The sequence below is a fragment of the uncultured Cyclobacterium sp. genome (assembly GCF_963977555.1).
GTDB lineage: Bacteria > Bacteroidota > Bacteroidia > Cytophagales > Cyclobacteriaceae > Cyclobacterium.
In genome coordinates, this window is the sequence record NZ_CAXBPD010000018.1 from 52,519 (window position 1) to 72,788 (window position 20,270).

At 39.5% G+C, this 20,270-nt stretch carries 17 protein-coding genes; 15 read left to right on the top strand and 2 right to left on the bottom strand.

The features are described from left to right. Positions 1–60: 60 nt before the first annotated feature. From AAC073_RS19465 to purE, 13 genes are all read left to right on the top strand, one after another. The gene (locus tag AAC073_RS19465; protein ID WP_339925478.1) at positions 61–2,442 is read left to right on the top strand and encodes a TonB-dependent receptor; all 2,382 of its coding nucleotides are present in this window, start codon (positions 61–63) and stop codon (positions 2,440–2,442) included. After that, a complete protein-coding gene (locus tag AAC073_RS19470; RefSeq protein ID WP_339925479.1) occupies positions 2,442–3,611 on the top strand; it encodes a PepSY-associated TM helix domain-containing protein in 1,170 nt (389 codons plus the stop codon). The genes AAC073_RS19465 and AAC073_RS19470 overlap by 1 nt, the downstream gene beginning before the upstream one ends. Positions 3,612–4,074: 463 nt before the next feature. Then, positions 4,075–6,444 carry a TonB-dependent receptor gene (locus AAC073_RS19475; protein ID WP_339925480.1) on the top strand — a complete coding sequence of 790 codons (2,370 nt, stop codon included), beginning with the start codon at positions 4,075–4,077 and terminating at the stop codon, positions 6,442–6,444. A gap of 19 nt (positions 6,445–6,463) precedes the next feature. Beyond that, complete coding sequence (locus AAC073_RS19480) at positions 6,464–7,702, top strand: DUF4374 domain-containing protein (RefSeq protein WP_339925481.1); 1,239 nt, start codon at positions 6,464–6,466, stop codon at positions 7,700–7,702. A gap of 224 nt (positions 7,703–7,926) precedes the next feature. Next, complete coding sequence (locus AAC073_RS19485; protein WP_339925482.1) at positions 7,927–8,256, top strand: DUF6686 family protein; 330 nt, start codon at positions 7,927–7,929, stop codon at positions 8,254–8,256. 14 nt (positions 8,257–8,270) lie between these two features. Beyond that, complete coding sequence (locus AAC073_RS19490) at positions 8,271–8,963, top strand: hypothetical protein (RefSeq protein ID WP_339925483.1); 693 nt, start codon at positions 8,271–8,273, stop codon at positions 8,961–8,963. Positions 8,964–9,189: 226 nt separating this feature from the next. Continuing rightward, complete coding sequence (locus AAC073_RS19495) at positions 9,190–9,516, top strand: hypothetical protein (RefSeq protein WP_339925484.1); 327 nt, start codon at positions 9,190–9,192, stop codon at positions 9,514–9,516. Positions 9,517–9,518: 2 nt separating this feature from the next. Further along, a complete protein-coding gene (locus tag AAC073_RS19500) occupies positions 9,519–9,812 on the top strand; it encodes a hypothetical protein (RefSeq protein ID WP_339925485.1) in 294 nt (97 codons plus the stop codon). 10 nt (positions 9,813–9,822) lie between these two features. Beyond that, complete coding sequence (locus AAC073_RS19505) at positions 9,823–11,430, top strand: PepSY-associated TM helix domain-containing protein (RefSeq protein ID WP_339925486.1); 1,608 nt, start codon at positions 9,823–9,825, stop codon at positions 11,428–11,430. Positions 11,431–11,719: 289 nt separating this feature from the next. Further along, positions 11,720–13,498 carry a DNA mismatch repair protein gene (locus AAC073_RS19510; protein WP_339925487.1) on the top strand — a complete coding sequence of 593 codons (1,779 nt, stop codon included), beginning with the start codon at positions 11,720–11,722 and terminating at the stop codon, positions 13,496–13,498. A 79-nt stretch (positions 13,499–13,577) separates the two neighbouring features. Next, a complete protein-coding gene (locus AAC073_RS19515) occupies positions 13,578–13,730 on the top strand; it encodes a lmo0937 family membrane protein (RefSeq protein ID WP_157470385.1) in 153 nt (50 codons plus the stop codon). A 316-nt stretch (positions 13,731–14,046) separates the two neighbouring features. Then, complete coding sequence (locus tag AAC073_RS19520; protein WP_339925488.1) at positions 14,047–15,186, top strand: 5-(carboxyamino)imidazole ribonucleotide synthase; 1,140 nt, start codon at positions 14,047–14,049, stop codon at positions 15,184–15,186. After that, a complete protein-coding gene (purE, locus tag AAC073_RS19525) occupies positions 15,183–15,701 on the top strand; it encodes a 5-(carboxyamino)imidazole ribonucleotide mutase (RefSeq protein WP_339925489.1) in 519 nt (172 codons plus the stop codon). The genes AAC073_RS19520 and purE overlap by 4 nt, the downstream gene beginning before the upstream one ends. Positions 15,702–15,877: 176 nt before the next feature. Here the strand turns inward: purE and AAC073_RS19530 are convergent, their stop codons facing one another. Continuing rightward, the gene (locus AAC073_RS19530; protein ID WP_339925490.1) at positions 15,878–16,231 is read right to left on the bottom strand and encodes a DUF3127 domain-containing protein; all 354 of its coding nucleotides are present in this window, start codon (positions 16,229–16,231) and stop codon (positions 15,878–15,880) included. A 400-nt stretch (positions 16,232–16,631) separates the two neighbouring features. Here AAC073_RS19530 and AAC073_RS19535 point away from each other — a divergent pair, with 400 nt between their 5' ends. Beyond that, complete coding sequence (locus AAC073_RS19535; RefSeq protein ID WP_339925491.1) at positions 16,632–17,735, top strand: MBL fold metallo-hydrolase; 1,104 nt, start codon at positions 16,632–16,634, stop codon at positions 17,733–17,735. A 300-nt stretch (positions 17,736–18,035) separates the two neighbouring features. After that, a complete protein-coding gene (locus tag AAC073_RS19540) occupies positions 18,036–19,832 on the top strand; it encodes a hypothetical protein (RefSeq protein ID WP_339925492.1) in 1,797 nt (598 codons plus the stop codon). A 42-nt stretch (positions 19,833–19,874) separates the two neighbouring features. On the opposite strand, the gene AAC073_RS19545 is transcribed toward AAC073_RS19540, so the two are convergent. Then, the gene (locus AAC073_RS19545; protein WP_339925493.1) at positions 19,875–20,270 is read right to left on the bottom strand and encodes a VOC family protein; all 396 of its coding nucleotides are present in this window, start codon (positions 20,268–20,270) and stop codon (positions 19,875–19,877) included.

The window sequence follows — 20,270 nt, forward strand, 5'->3', positions numbered from 1 at the left end:
TTCCAAACAGTCTTGTTTAGAATCATTTCAGTTACTAATTTTGATAAAATTTATAACGCAATGAAACTAAGCACAGTACTAACTATAGGATTAATTTTATTTGGATTAACTACAACATTTGCTCAAAAAGCCAGTATATATGGTGTAGTTACCACTTCAGATGGCCAAGCACTTGAATATGTTAATGTTGGTATTGTGGGATTGGCTAAAGGAGGAACAACGGCCCGAAATGGTGGTTTTGAAATTAATAATATTGAACCCGGGGAACATATCATTTTTGCTTCCTTCATAGGTGCTAAAAGACAAGAAAAGAAAATTCAACTGTCAGCTGGTGAAAGGCTTGCTATAAAGTTTAGCCTAGAAGAAACAGCTTCGGACCTTGCAGAAGTAATTGTGACCGACATCGGCACCAACCGATATTATGCAGACAGTGTATTTACAGTTGCTAAATTACCATTGACTGATCTTAATAATCCGCAGGTTTATAATTCCATTTCTTCCAGACTACTTAAAGAACAGGTAGTAACAAATATGAATGATGCGCTAAAAAATGCTACCGGAGTAGCGCGCCTTTGGCAATCGACCGGTAGAGGTGGCGATGGTGCAGAGTATTATTCTATGCGGGGTTTTTCTGTGCAACCTACTATGGTCAATGGAATGCCTAGTTTAAATAACGGGGGATTGGATCCGGCCAATGTGGAGCGAGTAGATGTAATAAAAGGGCCCTCGGGTACATTGTTTGGTAGTTCGGTCATATCTTATGGGGGCCTGATCAATATTACAACCAAACGACCAGAAGATTCATTTAAAGGAGAACTTGGATTTATAACCGGAAGTTACGGTTTGAATAGACTTACTGCTGATGTCAACAGTCCTTTGAATGAATTGTCTTCTGTTCGGGTAAATATGGCTTATCAAAACAGCAATACTTTTCAGGACGCAGGAGGTAATAAATCCTTTTTCTTTGCACCCTCCTTTAAATTTCAAGCCAATGAAAGACTTACCTTTTTGATCAATACAGAGTTTCTGAACGCTACCTCTGTAAATGCTCCTATGCTTTTCTTAAACAGGTCCAACCCAATTACTTTTACATCAATTGACCTGTTCCAAAATAATTACGACCGTTCTTTTACCGGTAATGAATTGGGGATAAACAATTCCAGCTATGGCCTACAAGCCCAAGCCTTGTACAAAATTACAAAAGACTGGACTTCCCAAACAGTAGTTTCGAGAAGTGCTACCAAATCAGATGGTTATTACCATTATTTATTTGATGATAGTAATGGGGATAGCTTTACCAGGTACATTTCAGATAGAAACGGCCAAACTTTAACTACAGACATTCAGCAAAATTTTATAGGTGATTTTAACTTTTCGTCCATAAATAATAAACTGGTTGTCGGTTTGGATTATTATGAATCCTCGGTATTCAATGGAAGCACCGGTTGGGTAGGAAATGGTACAGTTACCCTTTCAGATGGTGCTGATACAGGAGTGTTGACGCAGGCGGGAGTAGACGATTTGTTGAAAAACTCTTTTGAAGGAAATACTACTGGAAAAACACGTGTAATGAGTGCTTATGTTTCTGACGTAGCGGAATTACTTCCTGAGCTATCAGTGATGGCCAGTGTTCGGGTAGACAATTTTAAAAGTGAAACAGGGAATTGGTCTGCAGATGGGGCTAAAACACAAACCGCATTTTCACCCAAGTTTGGATTCGTATACCAAGCCATACCTGATAAAGTCTCTGTATTTGGAAACTATATGAATGGTTTTGTAAATGTGGCACCGAGATCGGTAACTGACGCCGATGGCAGCAACCAGAGATTAAAAACCTTTTCTCCAGAGAATGCCAATCAAATTGAGCTTGGTGTGAAGACCAAGCTTTATGATGACAAGGTAGCAGCTACAGCCAGTTACTACCATATCAATGTTAGCAATCGGGTGATGACGGATCCTGACAATATCAATAACGTTCTGCAAGGCGGTCAGGTTAAAAGTCAGGGCATAGAAATAAGTGTGATCGCTAACCCTGTAGAGGGGTTAAACCTTGTGGCGGGATATAGTAAAAACAATGCAGAGGTGACCAGAGACTATGAAGAAAATGGATACTTGGGATTGAGACCAGAAGAAGCTGGGCCGGAGCAACTTATTAATTTATGGGCCAGCTATTCTTTTCTATCAGGCGATTTAAAAGGATTTGGTTTTGGCCTTGGAGGCAATGCAGCGAGTGAATATTTGACCATCAATAGAACCAATATTGGTTCTTTTGCTTTACCAGCTTATAAGGTCTTCAATGCTTCCGTTAACTATACTGGCGCCCAATATTTTCTGGCATTAAAAGTAAATAACTTTACCGACCAAAAATATTACTCGGGATGGTCTACTGTGACTCCCCAAAACCCAAGAAATATCTCCCTAAGTTTAAATTATAAGTTTTAATGAAGGTTAAAAAAGTTATAGCAAAGCTTCACCTATGGCTCGGATTAAGCTCCGGGCTTGTGGTGTTTATTGTGGCTGTGACAGGGTGTATCTATGCCTTTCAATCCGAAATTCAGGATTTAACGCAGTCCTATAGATTTGTGGCACCTGAAAATGCCTCGGCCTTACCTCCTACAACCATTTGGGATAAGGCTGATGAAGCATTGCCTGACAAGCATTTACATGCAGTTTTGTATGGTACCCCAGACAGGGCCGCTCAGGCCATCTATTATAGTTTCGAGGAACACTATTATTATTTTGTTTACGTCAACCCATATACGGGTCAGGTCTTAAAGGTTAAAGATGCTTATGCTGATTTTTTCAGGTTGGTTCTGGATGGGCACTTTTACCTGTGGTTGCCTCCAGCCATAGGGCAACCTGTAGTAGCGTCATTTACACTGGTATTCCTATTTATGGTGATTTCAGGTTTAATACTCTGGTGGCCAAGAAAAAAGAAAAACCTTAAGAACAGTCTGAAAATCAAATGGAATGCTCGGTGGAGGCGGAAAAATTACGACCTGCATCAGGTAATGGGCTTTTATGTAATGGGTTTTGCGAGCCTCTTCGCTATTACTGGTTTGGTTTGGGGTTTTGAATGGTTTCGGGATGCTGTGTTTTTCGTGAGTTCGGGAGGAGAGGATTATGTAGAGTACTACACTCCACTTTCGGATTCAACAGAAGTTTATCAGGATGCTATTCCTGCATTGGATGCCGTATGGATGAAAATGAGAAACTTGTATCCAGACTCAGAATGGATTGAGGTGCATCCTCCTGAATTTGACAATGCTGCGATTGCTGCCAATGCCAATCCTGATGCCTCGACCTATTGGAAAATGGATTACCGTTATTTTGACCAAAACACATTGGAAGAATTACCTGTAAAGCATATTTATAACCGCTTTGATGAAGCATCCATTGGGGATAAAGTAATGCGTATCAATTATGACCTCCATGTTGGAGCCATTGCCGGCTTACCTGGTAAAATTTTCGCTTTTCTGCTAAGCGCAATAATTGCTTCTTTGCCAGTAACCGGCTTTTTAATTTGGTGGGGAAGAAGAAAGAAAACAAAAAAGGAAAAAGTGGACAAGACACTCCCCTCTGAACAGGAGGAGCATTTGGAAAATGCATAAAGTAGAAGTTCATTGAGCCAATCTTACTTTATGTTATGAAGGTAATCGTTTGGAATTAAGGGATTTAAATACACCTCATAGTAATTTAAATTCCTTAAGCCTAATTCCCTCGGGAGCTTTTTTTTTTCGTGATTCTTATTTTTTTTGTTAGATACAACTCAAATATTTTTTGTTGCTACCATTATAAATGATGTTGGGAAAGTCAATCTCAAACCTTTTAAAAGAAAATCCAACATGGAATTGTTGTGTTATTTTTCCTTATCAAATTCTGAGGATAATCCCCTTTCAAAAAAAGTTTCAAATTAATTACTAAAACGTTTGGCTACTTAACCGTTAGGCCTTAGATTTGTTTTAATTTAAAATTAATCTAAATAACAATAACAACAATTATCAAAAAAGAAGCCTTACAGCGGCAACTGTAAGACTTCCGGTAATCACTTCCTAATTCTCCAATTAAAAAGCAATGCAATATAATAAAATATTGTCACTAGTATTTTTGTGCCTTTTATTTACTCAGCCTGTTTTTTCACAGCAAGACAGGGTTTTTTCAGGCATAGTAACAGATCAACAGGATCAAGCGATTCCTGGTGTCTTGGTTAAAGTTCACGGTCTAAATACGGGCCTCGTTACAGATCTCGAGGGTAAGTTCACCATCCATTTGCCTGCTAGCAAAGAGGTGACATTAGATTTTTCTTTTCTAGGATACAAAACCTATCAGGAAGTAATAGCTGCAAGCACTAATGGCAAGAAGCTTAAAATACAACTGGTTGAGGAAACGACAGACCTTCAGGAATTTACCCTTTTAGGTAAATCTGAGTTAAGTGAAATTAGAGAACGCGCATTTAATGTAGAAGTAGTTGACGCCAGAAAACTTCACCATACCAATCTTGATTTGGGTCACGCATTGGATCGAGTTTCAGGTGTAAGGGTTAGAGAAAGTGGTGGCGTTGGCTCGCGAATGAATTTTTCCCTGAATGGCTTTTCAGGCAAGCAGGTTAAATTTTTTATCGATGGGATTCCAATGGATGATTTTGGTTCCTCTTTTCAATTGAATAATATTCCAATCAACCTGGCTGAACGCATAGAAGTCTATAAAGGTGTAGTGCCTGTCGGACTTGGGGCAGATGCTTTGGGCGGTGCAGTCAATATAGTTACCAAAAACGTCCGTAAAAATTATGTAGATGCTTCCTATTCCTATGGCTCCTTTAATACCCATAGGTCAGTTATCAACACTGCATTTGTAGCAGAATCCGGTTTTACATTTCAATTGAACGCTTTTCAAAACTATTCTGACAACAACTACTGGGTAGATGTGGATGTATCGGACATAGAAACGGGAAAATATTACCCAAACCAGCGTGTGCGAAGGTTTCATGACACCTATCACAATGAGACCGTGATTACACAACTAGGTGTTCAAGGCAAGCCTTATGCAGATAAGCTATTAATTGGCCTGACAGCGGGGAAAAATTACTCAGAAGTGCAAACAGGAGCTCGTTTGGTCTCAGTTTTTGGACAATGGCACCGCAGGGGGACCCTACTTATGCCGACCTTCAAATATCAGAAGCGCGACCTTTTCACGAAAGGACTAGATCTAAATGTGAATGCCAATTACAATTTTGGCTCCGAACAAAATATTGATACGGTCAATCGTCGCTACAACTGGTTTCAGCAGTATAAAGAATATGATGTACCAGGAGGAGAGCGCTCGTACACGCTTTATAAGTTTAATAACAACAATGCTGTATTTACGGCCAATGCCCACTACAATTTTGGAATTCACACGTTTGCCATCAGCAATGTATTCAATAGCTTCAACCGAATGGGTAGCGATGCCCTTAATCCAGAAAATGATAAATACGAACAACCTCGAAAAAGTCAAAAGAATATTACGGGCTTAAGCTATCAGTTGAATTGGGAAGAGAAAGCCAGTGTTTCAGCTTTTACTAAAATCTACAAGCAGACCAATTATTTCACAATGTCTTATAATCCCACGGGTGATTATGGAGATGTGGCGTACCGCAATGAAAGGGAAAATTTCACCTATCCGGGATATGGGATTACAGGTTCCTATTTTGTCACGGGAAACATTCAGGCCAAAGCCTCTTTTGAGAAAAGCTACCGTCTTCCAGAGCCAGAAGAACTCTTTGGTGACATGGTAAACCTGCAGGGGAATTTGGACCTAAAGCCAGAAACCAGCTATAACTATAATTTGGGACTGAGTATCTGGAAACAAGTCAACAAAGATCATCGGATTGATGTTTCTGCCAATGGTTTCTACCGTGACGCTAAAGACTTCATTCGTGCCAGACTGAACAACAACCAAGCCATGCAGGTGATGGACAACCTCTACAGCGTGACCAATATCGGTGTGGAAGGAGATATTCGCTGGAACTACAAGAGTCTGCTTTCTGCTGGTGCCAATATTACCTACCAAGACCTTAGAAACAATACGGAATTTGAAGAAGGTCAGACAGCTTCAAGCATAGTCTATCGTGATCGGGTGCCAAATATGCCCTATCTCTTTGGGAATGCAGATGCAAGTCTGATGTTGCAGGATGCTTTTGGGAAAGGTAATGACTTCAACTTCGGATACAACCTACTTTTTGTGCATGCATTTTACCTCTACTGGCCGAGCCTAGGGGCTGAGAAATTCGATGTGCCTCAGCAGCTTTCTCATGATGTCAATTTCACTTATACCACCGGGGAAAAAGGCAGACTTCAGCTGATTGCTGAGTGTAAAAATTTATTGGACAGTAAACACTATGACAATTTCAGCTTGCAGAAACCAGGAAGAAGCTTCTCAGGCAAAATAAGATACTTTATTTATTAACCCTTACACACTAATTCTTATGAAAACCAATTTTAACTATCTATTAGCTGTTGCAGCAGCCATTACTGTGGGATTCACTAGCTGTAATCCTACCGATGATCCTGAACCTGATCCTGGTCAATCGACCGCTGGGAGTCGCTATATAATTGCATCCACTCCTACCTCTTCTGACGGAGTAGCGGATTACCTCTTGACTGCTGAAAGTTTGACCGAAGGAACGGTGAGCACACTAGGAAATGGCGTGGAGCAAGATGGGACTTACAGGTATTATGTGACACACAAGAACAAGTTTTTCAGCATGCTATACGGGCAGGGAAATCCAGGTGCAGTAACTACTTATGAATTGAACGCCGAGGGCGCATTAGAAAAATTGTCTGATTTCCAATCCGAAACTGTACAGGCTTTTGGAGCCATAGATGATGATATCGTGATGGTGAAAATAAGCCGGAGTGAGACCAATCCTTTTGCCTCATGGTATAGAATGGATGCTGATCAATTGCAGATTGTCGATGAGGGTACTTGGAATCAGGAAGAAATAGCCAATAGCGGGGAACGTGCATTTTTCTCATGGGTTACTCAAGTAGGAGACAAACTTTTCGCTCCATATTTCAGCATCAAGGCATGCTGCAACGATACTTTCGGAACAAACTACCCTGATAGTGCCTGGGTTGCAGTATTTGATTATCCTAGCATGGAATTGAATACAGTGATTAAAGATGACCGAACAAGTTTTCTGGGTAGGTACTTCCTTTCAGGACTTGAGGTGGATGAGCAAGGTGATGCATATGGTTTTTCAGGTTCCGTAGCTTCCTCCAATGGGGAGATGACCTCGACGCTACCATCGGCTATCACGAGGATAAAAAAAGAAACATTAGCATTCGACGAATCCTACTATTTCAATGTGCAGGAACTTGCTGACGATTATTACATAACCGCAAACACCTATGTAGGAAACGGTAAATTCATTGTGACCATGAATAAAGAGAAAGGTGCATATACTGTAGGCAAGCGCTTTGGGGTAGCTGATGTATATAACAAGACTTTCACATGGGTAACCGGCTCTCCTGCAGAAGCTTCTATCGTGAATGTGACGATCAATAATTATTCTGCAAAGGATGGCCTTGCTTATATAGGTATCACGACTGAAGACGGAAGTTGGGTATATGAATTCAATGCCAATACCGCCACAGCCACAGAAGGATTGAAAGTGGAAGGTGGAAGAATTACCGCCATCAGCCATCTAGACCCTGTGGAATAAGCTGGTTTGGAGAAAAATTTTTAAGTCCTGGGTGGGTTGTTACATTGTTTCGGCCAGCAGATGTGACAATTAACCCCAGGCCCTAATTGATTCGAAAAGCAAAATGCCAGCCATATGAAAGCTGTTTTCAACGATCAATTTGTCTTCATATTTTGGCTGCTTTCATGACCAAAATCATTGCATAGTCAGTAAAAAGAGCATTAAAAACCTCTAAATAACCGAAAATGTCAGTATGTAGAACCGAAATAATCTATCAAAATTATGATTTCATTTTCACCAAATGTGTGGATTGTGCCCGAATGGGTCTCATGTACCACCAAGTAATGATTGGCTTCGATGAGATAAACTTTGCGGCTTTCATTAGGTATTTGAAACAGTTGGATTTTGAGCTTTACAAATTTCCTTGCCTTGACGGAGTGGATAGGGTGTTTATAGAAACCTATCACCAAGACATTCAACTTACATTTTCAGAGGAGGAGTTTTACAAACTCAAGGCTGGCGCCATTGAAGCCAATGAACAGCTTCAATTATTAGAAATGATTCGAAAACTTTAAGTCAAATATTTAAAATGAAAAAGTTAACATTTAATACAGTTTACCTGACCCTATTGCTTTTGCTATTCGCTTTTGGTGCTCAGGCGCATGCATTGTGGATACATACTTCTTCCACTACTGAAATTGGAGCGCGCCATGACTTTAAGGTGTATTATGCTGATTACCATGAAAATGCCATCGAAGCTGTCGCAGATTGGTATTCTGATGTACAGGATTTTGAGCTATGGTTAATCAGTCCATCAGGGAAGAAAACAAAATTGGAGCCGATAGCAAATGAGGATCATTTTGAAGGGAGTTTTGCAGTGGAAGAAAAAGGGGAGTACCAATTGCAGATAAGCCATACGGCTAAGGTATTAAAAGGAACCACAGCCTATCAGTTCAATGCTTATGCTCAGGTATGGGCTGGAAAAGGTAAAAAGGTTTCAAAACAGCAAAAGGATCTTTCACTGACAAGGAATCCAAAATCATCTGTTTTTCTAGTAAAGTATAAAGATGATGCACTAGCGGATGCACCCATCAATGTTTTGGGACCAGAAAATGAAGTCCAAAAGATAATTACCGGGAAAAAGGGTAAAGCTTCAGCAAATATGCAGGAGAATGGAAAATATTATGCAGAAGTGACTTATACTGACAAATTAAATGCTGGAGACCCTTCAGGTTTAAAAGCAATTTGGAGATGTGCCACTCAAGTGATTGAGATGGAGTGATTTCCAAAAATCAGTGGGTACTTTTTAACGTAATTTTTATACTTAGATCCTATACTTTTAGAACGGATTTTTTTCATTAGGGCGACCATTATTGCTTCGTGGTCGCTCTGATGTTTTTCATTGATAATGAAAAAGTAGCAGGATAAACGAATGAAAATTGGCAATAGCGGCCACTAACCCTATTGCTTGGTACAGGATAAATATAGAACAATAGAAAGATAAAAGGATGATTACATTAAGCACAATTTTCACCCTGGCAGGGTTTGAATTTTTTTACCAAACGTCTCACAAAGCCACTTTTATACGGCCAGCTGAATTGGAAGCATGGTTCAAAACCAATGAAAAATTGGCGAAAATCTTAGGCTCCGTCTTATTGGTTATAGGACTTGTTTTATCAGTTATCACCTTAGGTTTAGGCTCAGGCAGCATTGCATTCACCTGTATCCTTATGATGATAGCAAGCCTGGTAGTGATCATTTCCCCATTAGGATGGGTTAAAACAGGCTGGCTACTTACTGGCTTTGGCGTTTTATTTATCCTTGAATTAATATAATCATGCCAGCCAATAAAAAACACCTTTCACCCGCCTTTTTACATCGCTTTTCAAGAATTTCCGCAGGCCTTGTAGGTGGCTATCTAGTTACAGTATCTTTTTTTCTCGCCCTCTCCTTCCTATGGGATAAGGTATCTGTGTTGTACACATTAGTATTTGGTGGGTTTTTACTTTGGGTAGCACTTCTTCTTCTAGCGTTTATTGCTGAGAAAGGTTGGAAAGTATGGGCCATTTATTTGTTGCTCACTCTTGTCTTTTCCTCAGTCGTTTATTTCTGTAAATCCACATCCATATAATCCTCAACTTATGAGCAATAGAATATACAATATTCTTTTTCACACCCACACCATTTCAGGTATTTTCATCAGCCTGGCATTGTACGTGATTTTCTTTGCCGGATCTTTTTCATTCTTCCGTGATGAAATCAACAGTTGGGAAAGAAATGAGCCACTGGCTGAAGGGTGGATGATGGGCGAAATGGATTTTGATAGGGTGATAGATTCTTTAAAAGCCAACGATACTTTGGTAAACAGGGACATTAGTTTTAACCAATATTATGATGAACAGCGTTTGTCTTTAAATATTTCCCCACCCAAAAGTGTTGAAGAAAAGCAGACCAAAAGACGTCGGAGAGGGACTTTCAAGTATATGAATACTCAGGATTTGAAAACCTATGACTATAAAAGTTCCTATTCCTTGGGAGAGTTTCTCTATCGCTTACACTTTTTCGCACAGCTTAATTTCTATGGTCGATCAGGCTATCTGCTGGCAGGGATTGTAGCCTTCTTTTTCTTATTTGCAGTTGTCACCGGTGTATTGGTTCATTGGAAAAAAATCGTTAGCAACTTCTTCATGTTTCGACCCAAAGCAAGTATTAAGAACCTTTGGACAGATGCCCATACTGCACTTGGGATTTTGGGATTGCCCTATCAATTCATTTTTGCATTAACTGGTGTTTATTTAATTGTAGGGACTACGATAATGTCACCTGCAATTGTGAAGTTTATTTATGAGGACAATACAGAAAAGGCCTACGATGATTTTGGCTTTAATCCTCCGAAGTATTCGTTTTCAGGAAAAACTTTGCAAAGTGAATACGCTATCAATCCATTTCTTAAGGAAACAAAAGAAAAATGGCCTCAATTTGACATTCGCTCTGTTACTATTTACAATTATGGAGATCAAAACATGCATGTAAGTTTCTCAGGTATGGCAGACTTTGACCGAAAATTTGCCAGCGCAGGGATTGTCACCTATAAGGTTTCTACAGGAGAAGTTGTAAGTGAAGAAAACCCTTTCAAAGCTGTTTCCTATATAGATGGTTCCAGGGCGGTATTGAAGCGCCTTCATTTTGGTGATTTTGGTGGTATTTCCGTAAAGTTGATTTACTTTATTTTGGGAATGATCACTTGCTTTGTGATTATTTCTGGGGTAATGATATGGTTGGTAGCAAGGGATAAAAAGCATGTGTCCCCCGCCAAACGCAAGTTTAATGCCTGGCTAGTATGGTTTTATTTGGCTGCATGTCTTAGCATGTACCCTGTTACAGCCTTTAGTTTTATTATGGTTAAATTAGGGCTTCAAGATCCTTCGGCTGATCGGGTGGCATTTATATTTCAGGTATTTTTCTGGTCCTGGCTCTTGCTAACTTTGGTTTTTACCTTTATTAAGAACAATGGCTTAACCAATAAGTGGACCTTGGTATTGGGGGCTGTTTTGGGACTAATGGTTCCGATAGCCAATGGAATAGTTACAGGAAACTGGCTCTGGGTAAGTTTGGCAAGAGGTTATTCGGATATCTTTCTAATTGATGCCTTTTGGCTGGTTACTTCTATTAGCATCTTGCTCATTGCATTACAAATCAAGGATAAAAAAACCGTACCGGATAAAGCGGAGAAATTGATGCCTGCTTAAGTTAAAACAGGAGGGTTGTATAATTTTACTACCCCATAGCACCGCTATGGGGTTTTGCTTTAAGGGCTGTAAATACTTGGCCCTATGGTTTTGGATATTTTTATTCAGTTTGATTTGAATTGAAGATGGGGTTTACGGTTAATGCCTATCGGAATTGCTCCAATACTTTTAACTTTTTATACTACATTTATATTTTAATAAGCTAGGATTGAGCAATAGTTTGACCGGCAATTAAAAATGCCCGTGTTCGTTCCTTGTTTCCGCCTTTAAACAAAATATCCGCTATTTCATGAATACTGAATTTGACCTTTCCGATCCTGATAAAAAACTAGAATCCATTCGGGACAAAGTGCTCCTATTGTCCTTTGGAAGGCTTGGGCTTTTCTTGTTAATGCTCGTACTTCTTGTAGTCGGAATTTCTGAAATACACTGGCTATTAATTCTTTTCTTTCCTGCAAGTTTTGTTTTTGTATCCTTGATCCTGAAGTTTAACAAGGAAAAAGACCGGGAGGCCTTTTACAAGGCTGTAAAGGAAATGATCGAAAACAGGGAAAAACGTAAAAATCGAGAATTGAAAGAATTCGATTCTGGCTTAGAGTTTATGGATTCGGCCCATCCTTTTTCAAGTGACCTGGATTTATTTGGAACGCACTCTCTTTTTCAAATGATCAACCATACCGTCAGCCGAGGCGGAAAAGCACTATTGGCCAATTGGTTAAAAATGCCCCTAACTCCTAAAAAAGCAGCCGAAAAGCAACAAGCATTGTTTGAGTTGAGTGGTAAGAAAGACTTTATCTTTACTTTTGAAGCCTTTGGAAAGGCTTTTATGAAGAAAGACAATGCCACAGATGGAAAGGCTAGGTTTTATGCCTGGCTCAAAAACAGTCAACCATGGCATTCACTTTATTTTCTTCCCATGGTTTTGGGCCCAACTGTAGGCTTAATTGTCCTTTTTGGTACTTTGTACAGTATTTTCTCTACCCTGTATTTGAGTATATTTATTTTAGTAGGAATGGGCCTTTTGAGTTTGGTCTTCAAGCCTTTGCTGGAAGCAATGAAAGCATTGCCTAATGACAATGACCTCAAGACCTTACAAGCCTGGGCAAAGCTACTTGAAAAAGAGCAGTTTGAAAACCCGCTATTATTAATGCACCAAACCCCTCTCAAGCAAAAAGATTTTCTGGCCTCTAAGGCGCTTAAACAATTGGAAAGTCTCACCTTCTTGGTGGAGAACAGGACCAATATGCTGTACCTCATTTTTAATCTTCTTTTTTGGATAGATTTTTATGTTTTATACCGCCTAAAGAAATGGAACAAACTTGCCGGTCAAAACATGAAAGAATGGGAAGAGACTTTTGAAAACTGGGAAGCATTGGTTTCTTTGGCATCCTTCATTGAAGAGGAAAACCTCTCTACTAAGGTGAATTGGACGGAAGCGTTTTCCTTTTCAGGAGAAGCCATCCGGCATCCGCTGATAGTACCTAAGACTTGCGTCGCCAATAATTTTAGCTTGAATGAAAAAGAAAAGGTAGTATTACTAACCGGTTCCAATATGTCTGGTAAAACGACCTTTATGCGTACTCTTGGTATAAATCTAGTTTTGGCAGGGATGGGTGTCCCTCCTTTTGCGAGTTCATTTAGCACTGGCCCGTTTTTATTGTATACAAGTATGAGAAACACTGATAGTCTAGGTGAGAGTGTGAGTTCATTCTATGCGGAATTGGCTAGAATTAAAGGTGTATTAGAAAAGGCCGCCTCTGGCGAACCTGTTTTTTACTTATTGGATGAAATATTGAAAGGTACAAATACAGCAGATAGGGTTTTGGGAAGTGAGGCCTTGATCAGGCAATTGGCGAAAACCCAGGCAAAGGGTATTATCTCTACCCACGATATTGAGCTAAGTACTTTGGAAAAGGAACTTCCTTTTTTGGTGAATTACAGTTTTCACCATGACATAAAGAAGGATGAAATCGTTTTTGACTATACCATAAAGAAGGGAGCTTGCCCAAATTTTAATGCCCAAAAACTAATGGAACTAATGGGGATTAGAATAGAAAACGTATCCTAAAGCAGGTGGAATTTTAGGTTTGGCACAAATATTGGTAATAATTCTTTAAATTTTATAACCATAATTAATCCAAACAACCATGAGTTCATTATTGTATATAATCGCAATTATCCTTGTTATCGGATGGATATTAGGTGCCTTTGTGTATAGCGTAGGTGGTCTAATCCATATTTTACTTGTTTTGGCGGTGATAGCCGTATTGTTCCGTCTTATTAGCGGAAGATCGGTTTAGCATACGCAATACATAATTTAAGATATTGAGGGTTATCCTAAATGGGTAGCCCATTTTTTTTGTCTATTTAAATTTATCAGAAAGCGTATATTCGAAAGTTCAAAAACCTGTTTTTAGGCTGGAAGTTATTTTGCTTTTAGGACAATGGTGAATAACTACGGGTGATTACTTCCTAAAATACCTCCTCAGTGAAAACCAGTATTTGCCACTTTGAAATTCATTGTGCAGATAAATTTTGCTAGCTACTGGTGTTCACTGCAACAAAATCGGGGATAATCCTTAATTTTGCACTACTAAAACGTAAAAATACTACACTGTGCAGAAAAACTATCAGCAAAAAACACTTGGTATTTTGGGTGGAGGTCAATTGGGAAGAATGCTTATCCAATCTGCCATCAATTATAACCTTGAGGTTCATATTTTAGACCCAGACCCGAATGCTCCCTGCAAATACTTAAGCAATAAATTTGTAAATGGAGATCTGAAAGATTACGATGCTGTTTATGCCTTTGGTAAACACTGTGATGTTATTTCAATTGAAATAGAACACGTAAACACTGAAGCGCTTTTTCAACTTGAGAAAGAGGGAAAAAAAGTCTTTCCTCAGCCTCATATTATCGCCCTTATTCAGGATAAAAGGGTCCAAAAGCAATTTTATTTAGACCATGGAATTCCTACGGCTCCCTTTATATTAACAGAAAATAAGGAGGATGTAAAGCAAAATGCTGCTTTCTTGCCAGCTGTAAATAAATTGGGTAAGGAAGGCTACGATGGAAGAGGCGTGCAAATGATGAGAAAAGCCGAGGACCTGGAAAAGGCTTTTGATGCACCAGGTTTATTAGAAAAGTTAATAGATTTTGACAAAGAGCTGGCAGTGATAGTGTCCAGAAATGAAGCGGGCGAAGTGAAGAGCTTCCCTTCTGTAGAATGTGCCTTTCACCCAGAGCACAACCTGGTAGAATTTTTGTTTTCACCTGCCGATATTAGTAGGGAGTTGGATGAAAAAGCCAGGAAATTGGCAGAGGAGGTTATCCAAAAGCTTGACATGGTGGGCTTGTTGGCTGTAGAGCTGTTTTTGACCAAGTCTGGAGAGCTACTCGTTAATGAAATTGCCCCTCGGCCTCATAATAGTGGGCATCATACCATAGAGGCCAATTTTACTTCTCAATTTGAACAGCATTTAAGGTCAGTAATGGGAATGCCATTGGGCGAAACTGAACTGAGATGTCCTGCAGCTATGATTAATTTGCTGGGGGAAGACGGATATACAGGTGATGCCATAGTGGAAGGCTTGGATGAAGCCATAAAGGAGCAAGGCGTTTACCTTCACTTGTATGGTAAAAAGATAACCAAGCCATTTAGGAAAATGGGACATGTAACGCTTTTAGCCGAAGATGCGAACTTGCTAAAAGAGAAAGCAGAAAGAATAAAAGAACTTATAAAGATAAAAGCATGAGTGAGATAAGAGTAGGGATCATCATGGGCAGTCAATCAGATCTTCATATAATGTCTGAAGCAGCAAAATTTTTGGAGGAGATGAATGTTGGCTACGAACTGACAATTGTTTCTGCACATAGAACACCAGTTCGCATGATCAATTATGCCCACGAAGCTAAAAAAAGGGGTCTGAAAGTAATCATAGCAGGAGCAGGAGGAGCAGCTCATTTACCAGGAATGGTGGCTTCCCTTACAAGTTTGCCAGTGATCGGCGTGCCTGTGAAGTCTTCTAACTCCATAGATGGTTGGGACAGTATACTTTCGATATTACAAATGCCCTCAGGAATTCCGGTAGCCACTGTCGCATTAAATGGCGGCAAGAATGCCGGAATACTTGCCACTTCGATTATAGGGGCTTTTGATGAGGAAGTTTCACAAAACCTGGAAAGATTTAAACAATCGCTATCAGATAAAGTGGAGGAATCTGCTAGAAATGTAGAAGCGCTTGGGTGGCAAAAGGTGCTAAAAAGTTAAATTGAATAAAAAAGGCGGATGCTATTAAAGCGTCCGCCTTTTCTGTCCATTATTTATTGGACTGATATTGGAGTTGATAAAAATATTGATTGAAAGCGGCTATGTATTATAATTGGTTTACTGCCTATTAAGCTTAGCCAGATGGGTTTTTTTCTTCTAGGGTTTGAATTTGCAATTTAGAAAGGTAAAACGTCACCATCATTCTCATCGTTAAAAGTGGTTACATCTGGCATGTCATTGTTTTGCGCTGGAGCAGAATTGGCAGTACCTGAAGTATTTACCTTCCATATTTTGACATCGGTATACCAGCGACTGTTGAATTCCCTGCTTTCAACCTCTATGCTTGCAGTCAATTCCTGTCCTTGTTGGATATTAAATTGATCGATTTTGTCACCCCATACTGTTAGACACACTTTTTTCGGATATTGACCTCCTGTTTCCAGAATATAGTCCCTTTTTCTCCAGGTGCCATTTCTACCGTTTCCAGATTGTTCCTCAAGTGCTTGTATGATTTTTCCTGATATTTCCATTTTCTAAACTATTTTGATGAAAAAACGAAGGTAATTAAAACCTGTTGTATTTTAAAACGAGTAAGAACCACCATTAGAAAATACTATTCGTAAATTCAGCAGCAGAAACGCATTTGTCTCAAATTATTTATTTGCATTGTCCATAGCAACGACCTGCATTTAAAGATGATTTATAAATACTAGTGACCATTTCTACTTGAGGAAATAAATCAAACCGCAAATATCTTTTGACCGTAAACTTTGGAATTAATTCTAAAACAAAATAAAAAGGTTATTCCTTCGACAGCCCGGGGTAATACTATGAGTATTTTATAACTAGCGGCAGGAAAAAACAGTTTTAAAGAAAAGTTTATTATCCCAATTGAAATAAATGAAAACACTTAAAAAGATTATATATAGTATGATAGCATTTCTGATAGGAACAATTGCCTTAGTAGTCATTGGTGGTTTTTTGTTCTTACATTTTAGTCCCGAATTTGGAGGTAAGGCCAGCGAAAAACAAAGAGCACAATACGCCAAATCAGCGCACTTTAAGAAGGGGAAGTTTATCAATAATGGTGATGTAAATATGGACTTGAGTGGAGGAGATATGCTCAAAGCCATAAAAGGAATGATTACCCCTATACCTCATTCAGTTCCAGATGAAAACATTGAGACGCTAAAAATCGACTCTTTAGAAATTGTACAATATGGGCCTAAAACAAGGTTGGTATGGTTTGGTCATTCCTCCTTCCTAGTACAAATACGGAATAAAACGATCCTTATAGACCCAATGTTTGGAAATGTACCTGCTCCGCATCCGATGCTGGGCACCAAGCGGTTTAGCAATGATCTTCCAATTGCGATTGAGAAAATACCGTCGATAGATGCTGTTTTCATTTCTCACGATCATTATGACCACTTGGATTATGGTTCTATTAAAAAGTTAAAAGAAAAGGTAAAAACCTTTTATACCCCATTGGGAGTTGGAGCACATTTAGAAGCTTGGGGTGTTGACCGGGCAAATATTGTCGAATTAGATTGGTGGGAGGAAGTGGATTTTGAGGATTTGACTTTTCGTTGTACACCTGCCCAGCATTTTTCAGGAAGGGGTATTTCAGACAGGGCACAAACTTTGTGGAGTTCATGGATCATTCAATCTCCTACCGAAAACTTATTCTTCAGTGGCGATAGTGGCTATGCGCCCCATTTCAAAGAAATAGGAGAAAAGTATGGCCCATTTGATTTGGCCCTGATGGAGTGTGGCCAATACAATGAATTATGGCCAACGGTACATATGTTTCCCGAAGAAACGGCTAGGGCAGGAGTAGATGTAAAAGCCAAAACAATAATGCCGATTCACTGGGGAGCTTTCAAATTGTCTCACCATACTTGGACTGACCCTGTAGAGCGGGTTACTAAAAAAGCTGAAGAATTGGGGATAGGTATAATTACACCAAGAATAGGCGAACCAATTGTGTTGGAAAGCCTTATCATTTCTGAACCCAACTGGTGGCAGCAATAGCCTGGTATGGTGGGCTTAACGAATGTCTTTTATAACAGATCCCAGGAGTAAAGTTTGAATGGCAATTTTATTTTTAGGTGAAATTAAAACAGCGCTTTTGCAAAGATGGTTTTAAGAATGAGGTAAGCTGAGCAAGGATCTTGAAAATAAATAATTTGTACCTTTGAACTTGAGACTTAAGAGGTCATTTTTAATTTACAAGCACAAGTAGATCAAATAGTTTAGGTGTTTTTTTAAATAAAAGGATCTATATGAACTATCGGCCAGTAGTTAAATCAAGAAGGAAAGATTGCGTTAATTATGAAAGATTATTCCTCATTTAAGCATCCAATTACACATACGGAAGACATTAGAACAGTTTCTGAAATTGTTTCGAAGGAACCGGTTTATAACCAATACTATATTTTGCCTCAAGATTGTGAAAATGGTGATCAGGTTGGCAAGGTTAACTTTTTGTGGAGCCATCAAAAATTTTTCAATAGAAGGTGGGGAACGGCTATCGACGATTCATCGTATACTTTTGAAATAAGCAATGGAAATGGGGACAACGCTTTCTCCATTTCGGCTGAAGGTGAGCTGACAATCGATAAAGCCTCACTTTTTGCGGCAACAAGGTACCTTACTGTAAAGGTCAAGTTGTTTGAAACATATTATGAGGAAACCATCTGCAAGATTTATAGAATCCCAATCAAGCATTGTGTTTATTTTGACTACGATGTAAAGGAGAAAGGTGCGGGTACAAGAAATAGCCCTTATAAGGCATGGAAACACCATTTTTATGGAAGCGCTCCTGCAATTGCAACTGGAAAGTCAGGAAAATTTTATTTGTGGAAAAGAGGACAACGGATAGAAGATTGGACCAAAGTTCAAAACCCATTAATTGAGGGAAAAAGGCCAGCATACATCACTTTGGGTGCCTGGGGAAAGGGTGCCCGACCGATTATAGATGGGAGCAATAACAAGAACTCTGAGCGTTTTTGCGATGTAGGTGATGCCAGGTTAAATGGTACATCATTTACAGTGGCTACCCACCCGGAAGGTGTAGCGCACAATATCTGTATAATGGACATTGAAACTGATTTTGACGGTGATGGAAGATGGTACCCTTATCAGGTAGGAATGTATGGAAAAGGCAACCGGTTTATACGGCTGAAATGTAGTACTGAACTTGAATGGGAAGATGGTTTTTTCTGGGTCAAAAATCATCCAGGAGCTGAAGGCTCAGGTTACTTGGAGGCACTGTTTCAGGATATTGAAACGTACGATAGCAAATTCAGGGCAATAAAATTTGAAGGTGGCGCTATAAAAGGCAGGAATTTCCGGTGCCATACGACCGTGACCGATTCAGAAACACCTTTATCAGCTGCCAACGCACCCTTTGTTGAACTTAAGTATGCCGACCTCCAATGCTCGAATAATACAAAAAGTTTGGGTATTCAAATAAGAGCCGAAGAACACACCTATGAGTGGTTTTACTTGAAAGGCTATATGGATGCGATGAATCCATTTCGGCATGTTGCTCACAATGGTTTAGATGAAAGTTTCGGGATTAAAAATTCCGGTTATAAGCATATTCTAATAGACGGCTGTACCAGGTTTATATGTCAATCGGTAAACAATGGAGCTACTGACAAAAAACCGACTGGCATCTATTTCAAAAATATTGATGTGGTGAATTCATCTGCTGCCAGAGGAGGTCTCACCATTGCTCAGGATGCATCAGATACCCTTATAGAAATGTGCAACTTAGGGGATTCCCCTGGAATCGTTGTATTCCCAGATACTTCGGGCACGGTAATAAGGAACTGCACCGTTCCTGGTACTATAGATAGAAGGGCTACTACTACCATTATTAATACCGTATATGGTAGATTATTAGGATTTGGTGGAGGTAAGATAATTACTTCAATAAGTCCTTTGAAACCTTCTTATTTTGTGGACATGGTTGGTGGAAATTACAGACCAGCACCTGGCTCACCTTTAATCGGAGCGGCAACAGAATTGAAACAAGATTATGATCTGGAGGGAAATGAAATGCGTAATTTTCCTACCATCGGCTGTTATGAACTTGCTCCTGACCCTGATCCGGGAGAATAAAGGCAGATAATTAGCAAGCCAGAAATAATTAAAACTTGCTACTTAATTGTTATCAATTGGCGTGCAAATCTCTATAAGAATTCCATTAATGTCTCTTACATAACCGACCTTTTGCCCCCAGGGCTTTTCTTTGATGCCTTCGTATTCGGTAGCTCCCGCATCTAGGGCCCTTTTAAAGTCATCTTCAATGTTCTCGGATACAAAGGCCATTTCCATTCCAAGGGGCTGATCACTTTTGGGCAGAGGATTAAAGCCCTTACTGAAATTCGAATTGCCAAGCGCCATGGAGGCGAAGGATATGGTTGTTTCACCGGAGAGAAGTTCACCATAATCGTTTTCGGGCGTCACGAATTTTTTATGGAAGCCAAATGCTTTTTCGTAGAATGTTACCGTCTCTAAGACATTGTCTACGTAGAATATTGTATAGCCGTATTTCAT

Excerpts from the sequence above, each read along its gene's own strand:
- AAC073_RS19465 (WP_339925478.1), top strand. The coding sequence starts at position 61 with ATGAAACTAAGCACAGTACTAACTATAGGATTAATTTTATTTGGATTA.
- AAC073_RS19470 (WP_339925479.1), top strand. The coding sequence starts at position 2,442 with ATGAAGGTTAAAAAAGTTATAGCAAAGCTTCACCTATGGCTCGGATTA.
- AAC073_RS19475 (WP_339925480.1), top strand. The coding sequence starts at position 4,075 with ATGCAATATAATAAAATATTGTCACTAGTATTTTTGTGCCTTTTATTT.
- AAC073_RS19480 (WP_339925481.1), top strand. The coding sequence starts at position 6,464 with ATGAAAACCAATTTTAACTATCTATTAGCTGTTGCAGCAGCCATTACT.
- AAC073_RS19485 (WP_339925482.1), top strand. The coding sequence starts at position 7,927 with ATGTCAGTATGTAGAACCGAAATAATCTATCAAAATTATGATTTCATT.
- AAC073_RS19490 (WP_339925483.1), top strand. The coding sequence starts at position 8,271 with ATGAAAAAGTTAACATTTAATACAGTTTACCTGACCCTATTGCTTTTG.
- AAC073_RS19495 (WP_339925484.1), top strand. The coding sequence starts at position 9,190 with ATGATTACATTAAGCACAATTTTCACCCTGGCAGGGTTTGAATTTTTT.
- AAC073_RS19500 (WP_339925485.1), top strand. The coding sequence starts at position 9,519 with ATGCCAGCCAATAAAAAACACCTTTCACCCGCCTTTTTACATCGCTTT.
- AAC073_RS19505 (WP_339925486.1), top strand. The coding sequence starts at position 9,823 with ATGAGCAATAGAATATACAATATTCTTTTTCACACCCACACCATTTCA.
- AAC073_RS19510 (WP_339925487.1), top strand. The coding sequence starts at position 11,720 with ATGAATACTGAATTTGACCTTTCCGATCCTGATAAAAAACTAGAATCC.
- AAC073_RS19515 (WP_157470385.1), top strand. The coding sequence starts at position 13,578 with ATGAGTTCATTATTGTATATAATCGCAATTATCCTTGTTATCGGATGG.
- purE (WP_339925489.1), top strand. The coding sequence starts at position 15,183 with ATGAGTGAGATAAGAGTAGGGATCATCATGGGCAGTCAATCAGATCTT.
- AAC073_RS19530 (WP_339925490.1), bottom strand. The coding sequence starts at position 16,231 with ATGGAAATATCAGGAAAAATCATACAAGCACTTGAGGAACAATCTGGA.
- AAC073_RS19535 (WP_339925491.1), top strand. The coding sequence starts at position 16,632 with ATGATAGCATTTCTGATAGGAACAATTGCCTTAGTAGTCATTGGTGGT.
- AAC073_RS19540 (WP_339925492.1), top strand. The coding sequence starts at position 18,036 with ATGAAAGATTATTCCTCATTTAAGCATCCAATTACACATACGGAAGAC.
- AAC073_RS19545 (WP_339925493.1), bottom strand. The coding sequence starts at position 20,270 with ATGAAATACGGCTATACAATATTCTACGTAGACAATGTCTTAGAGACG.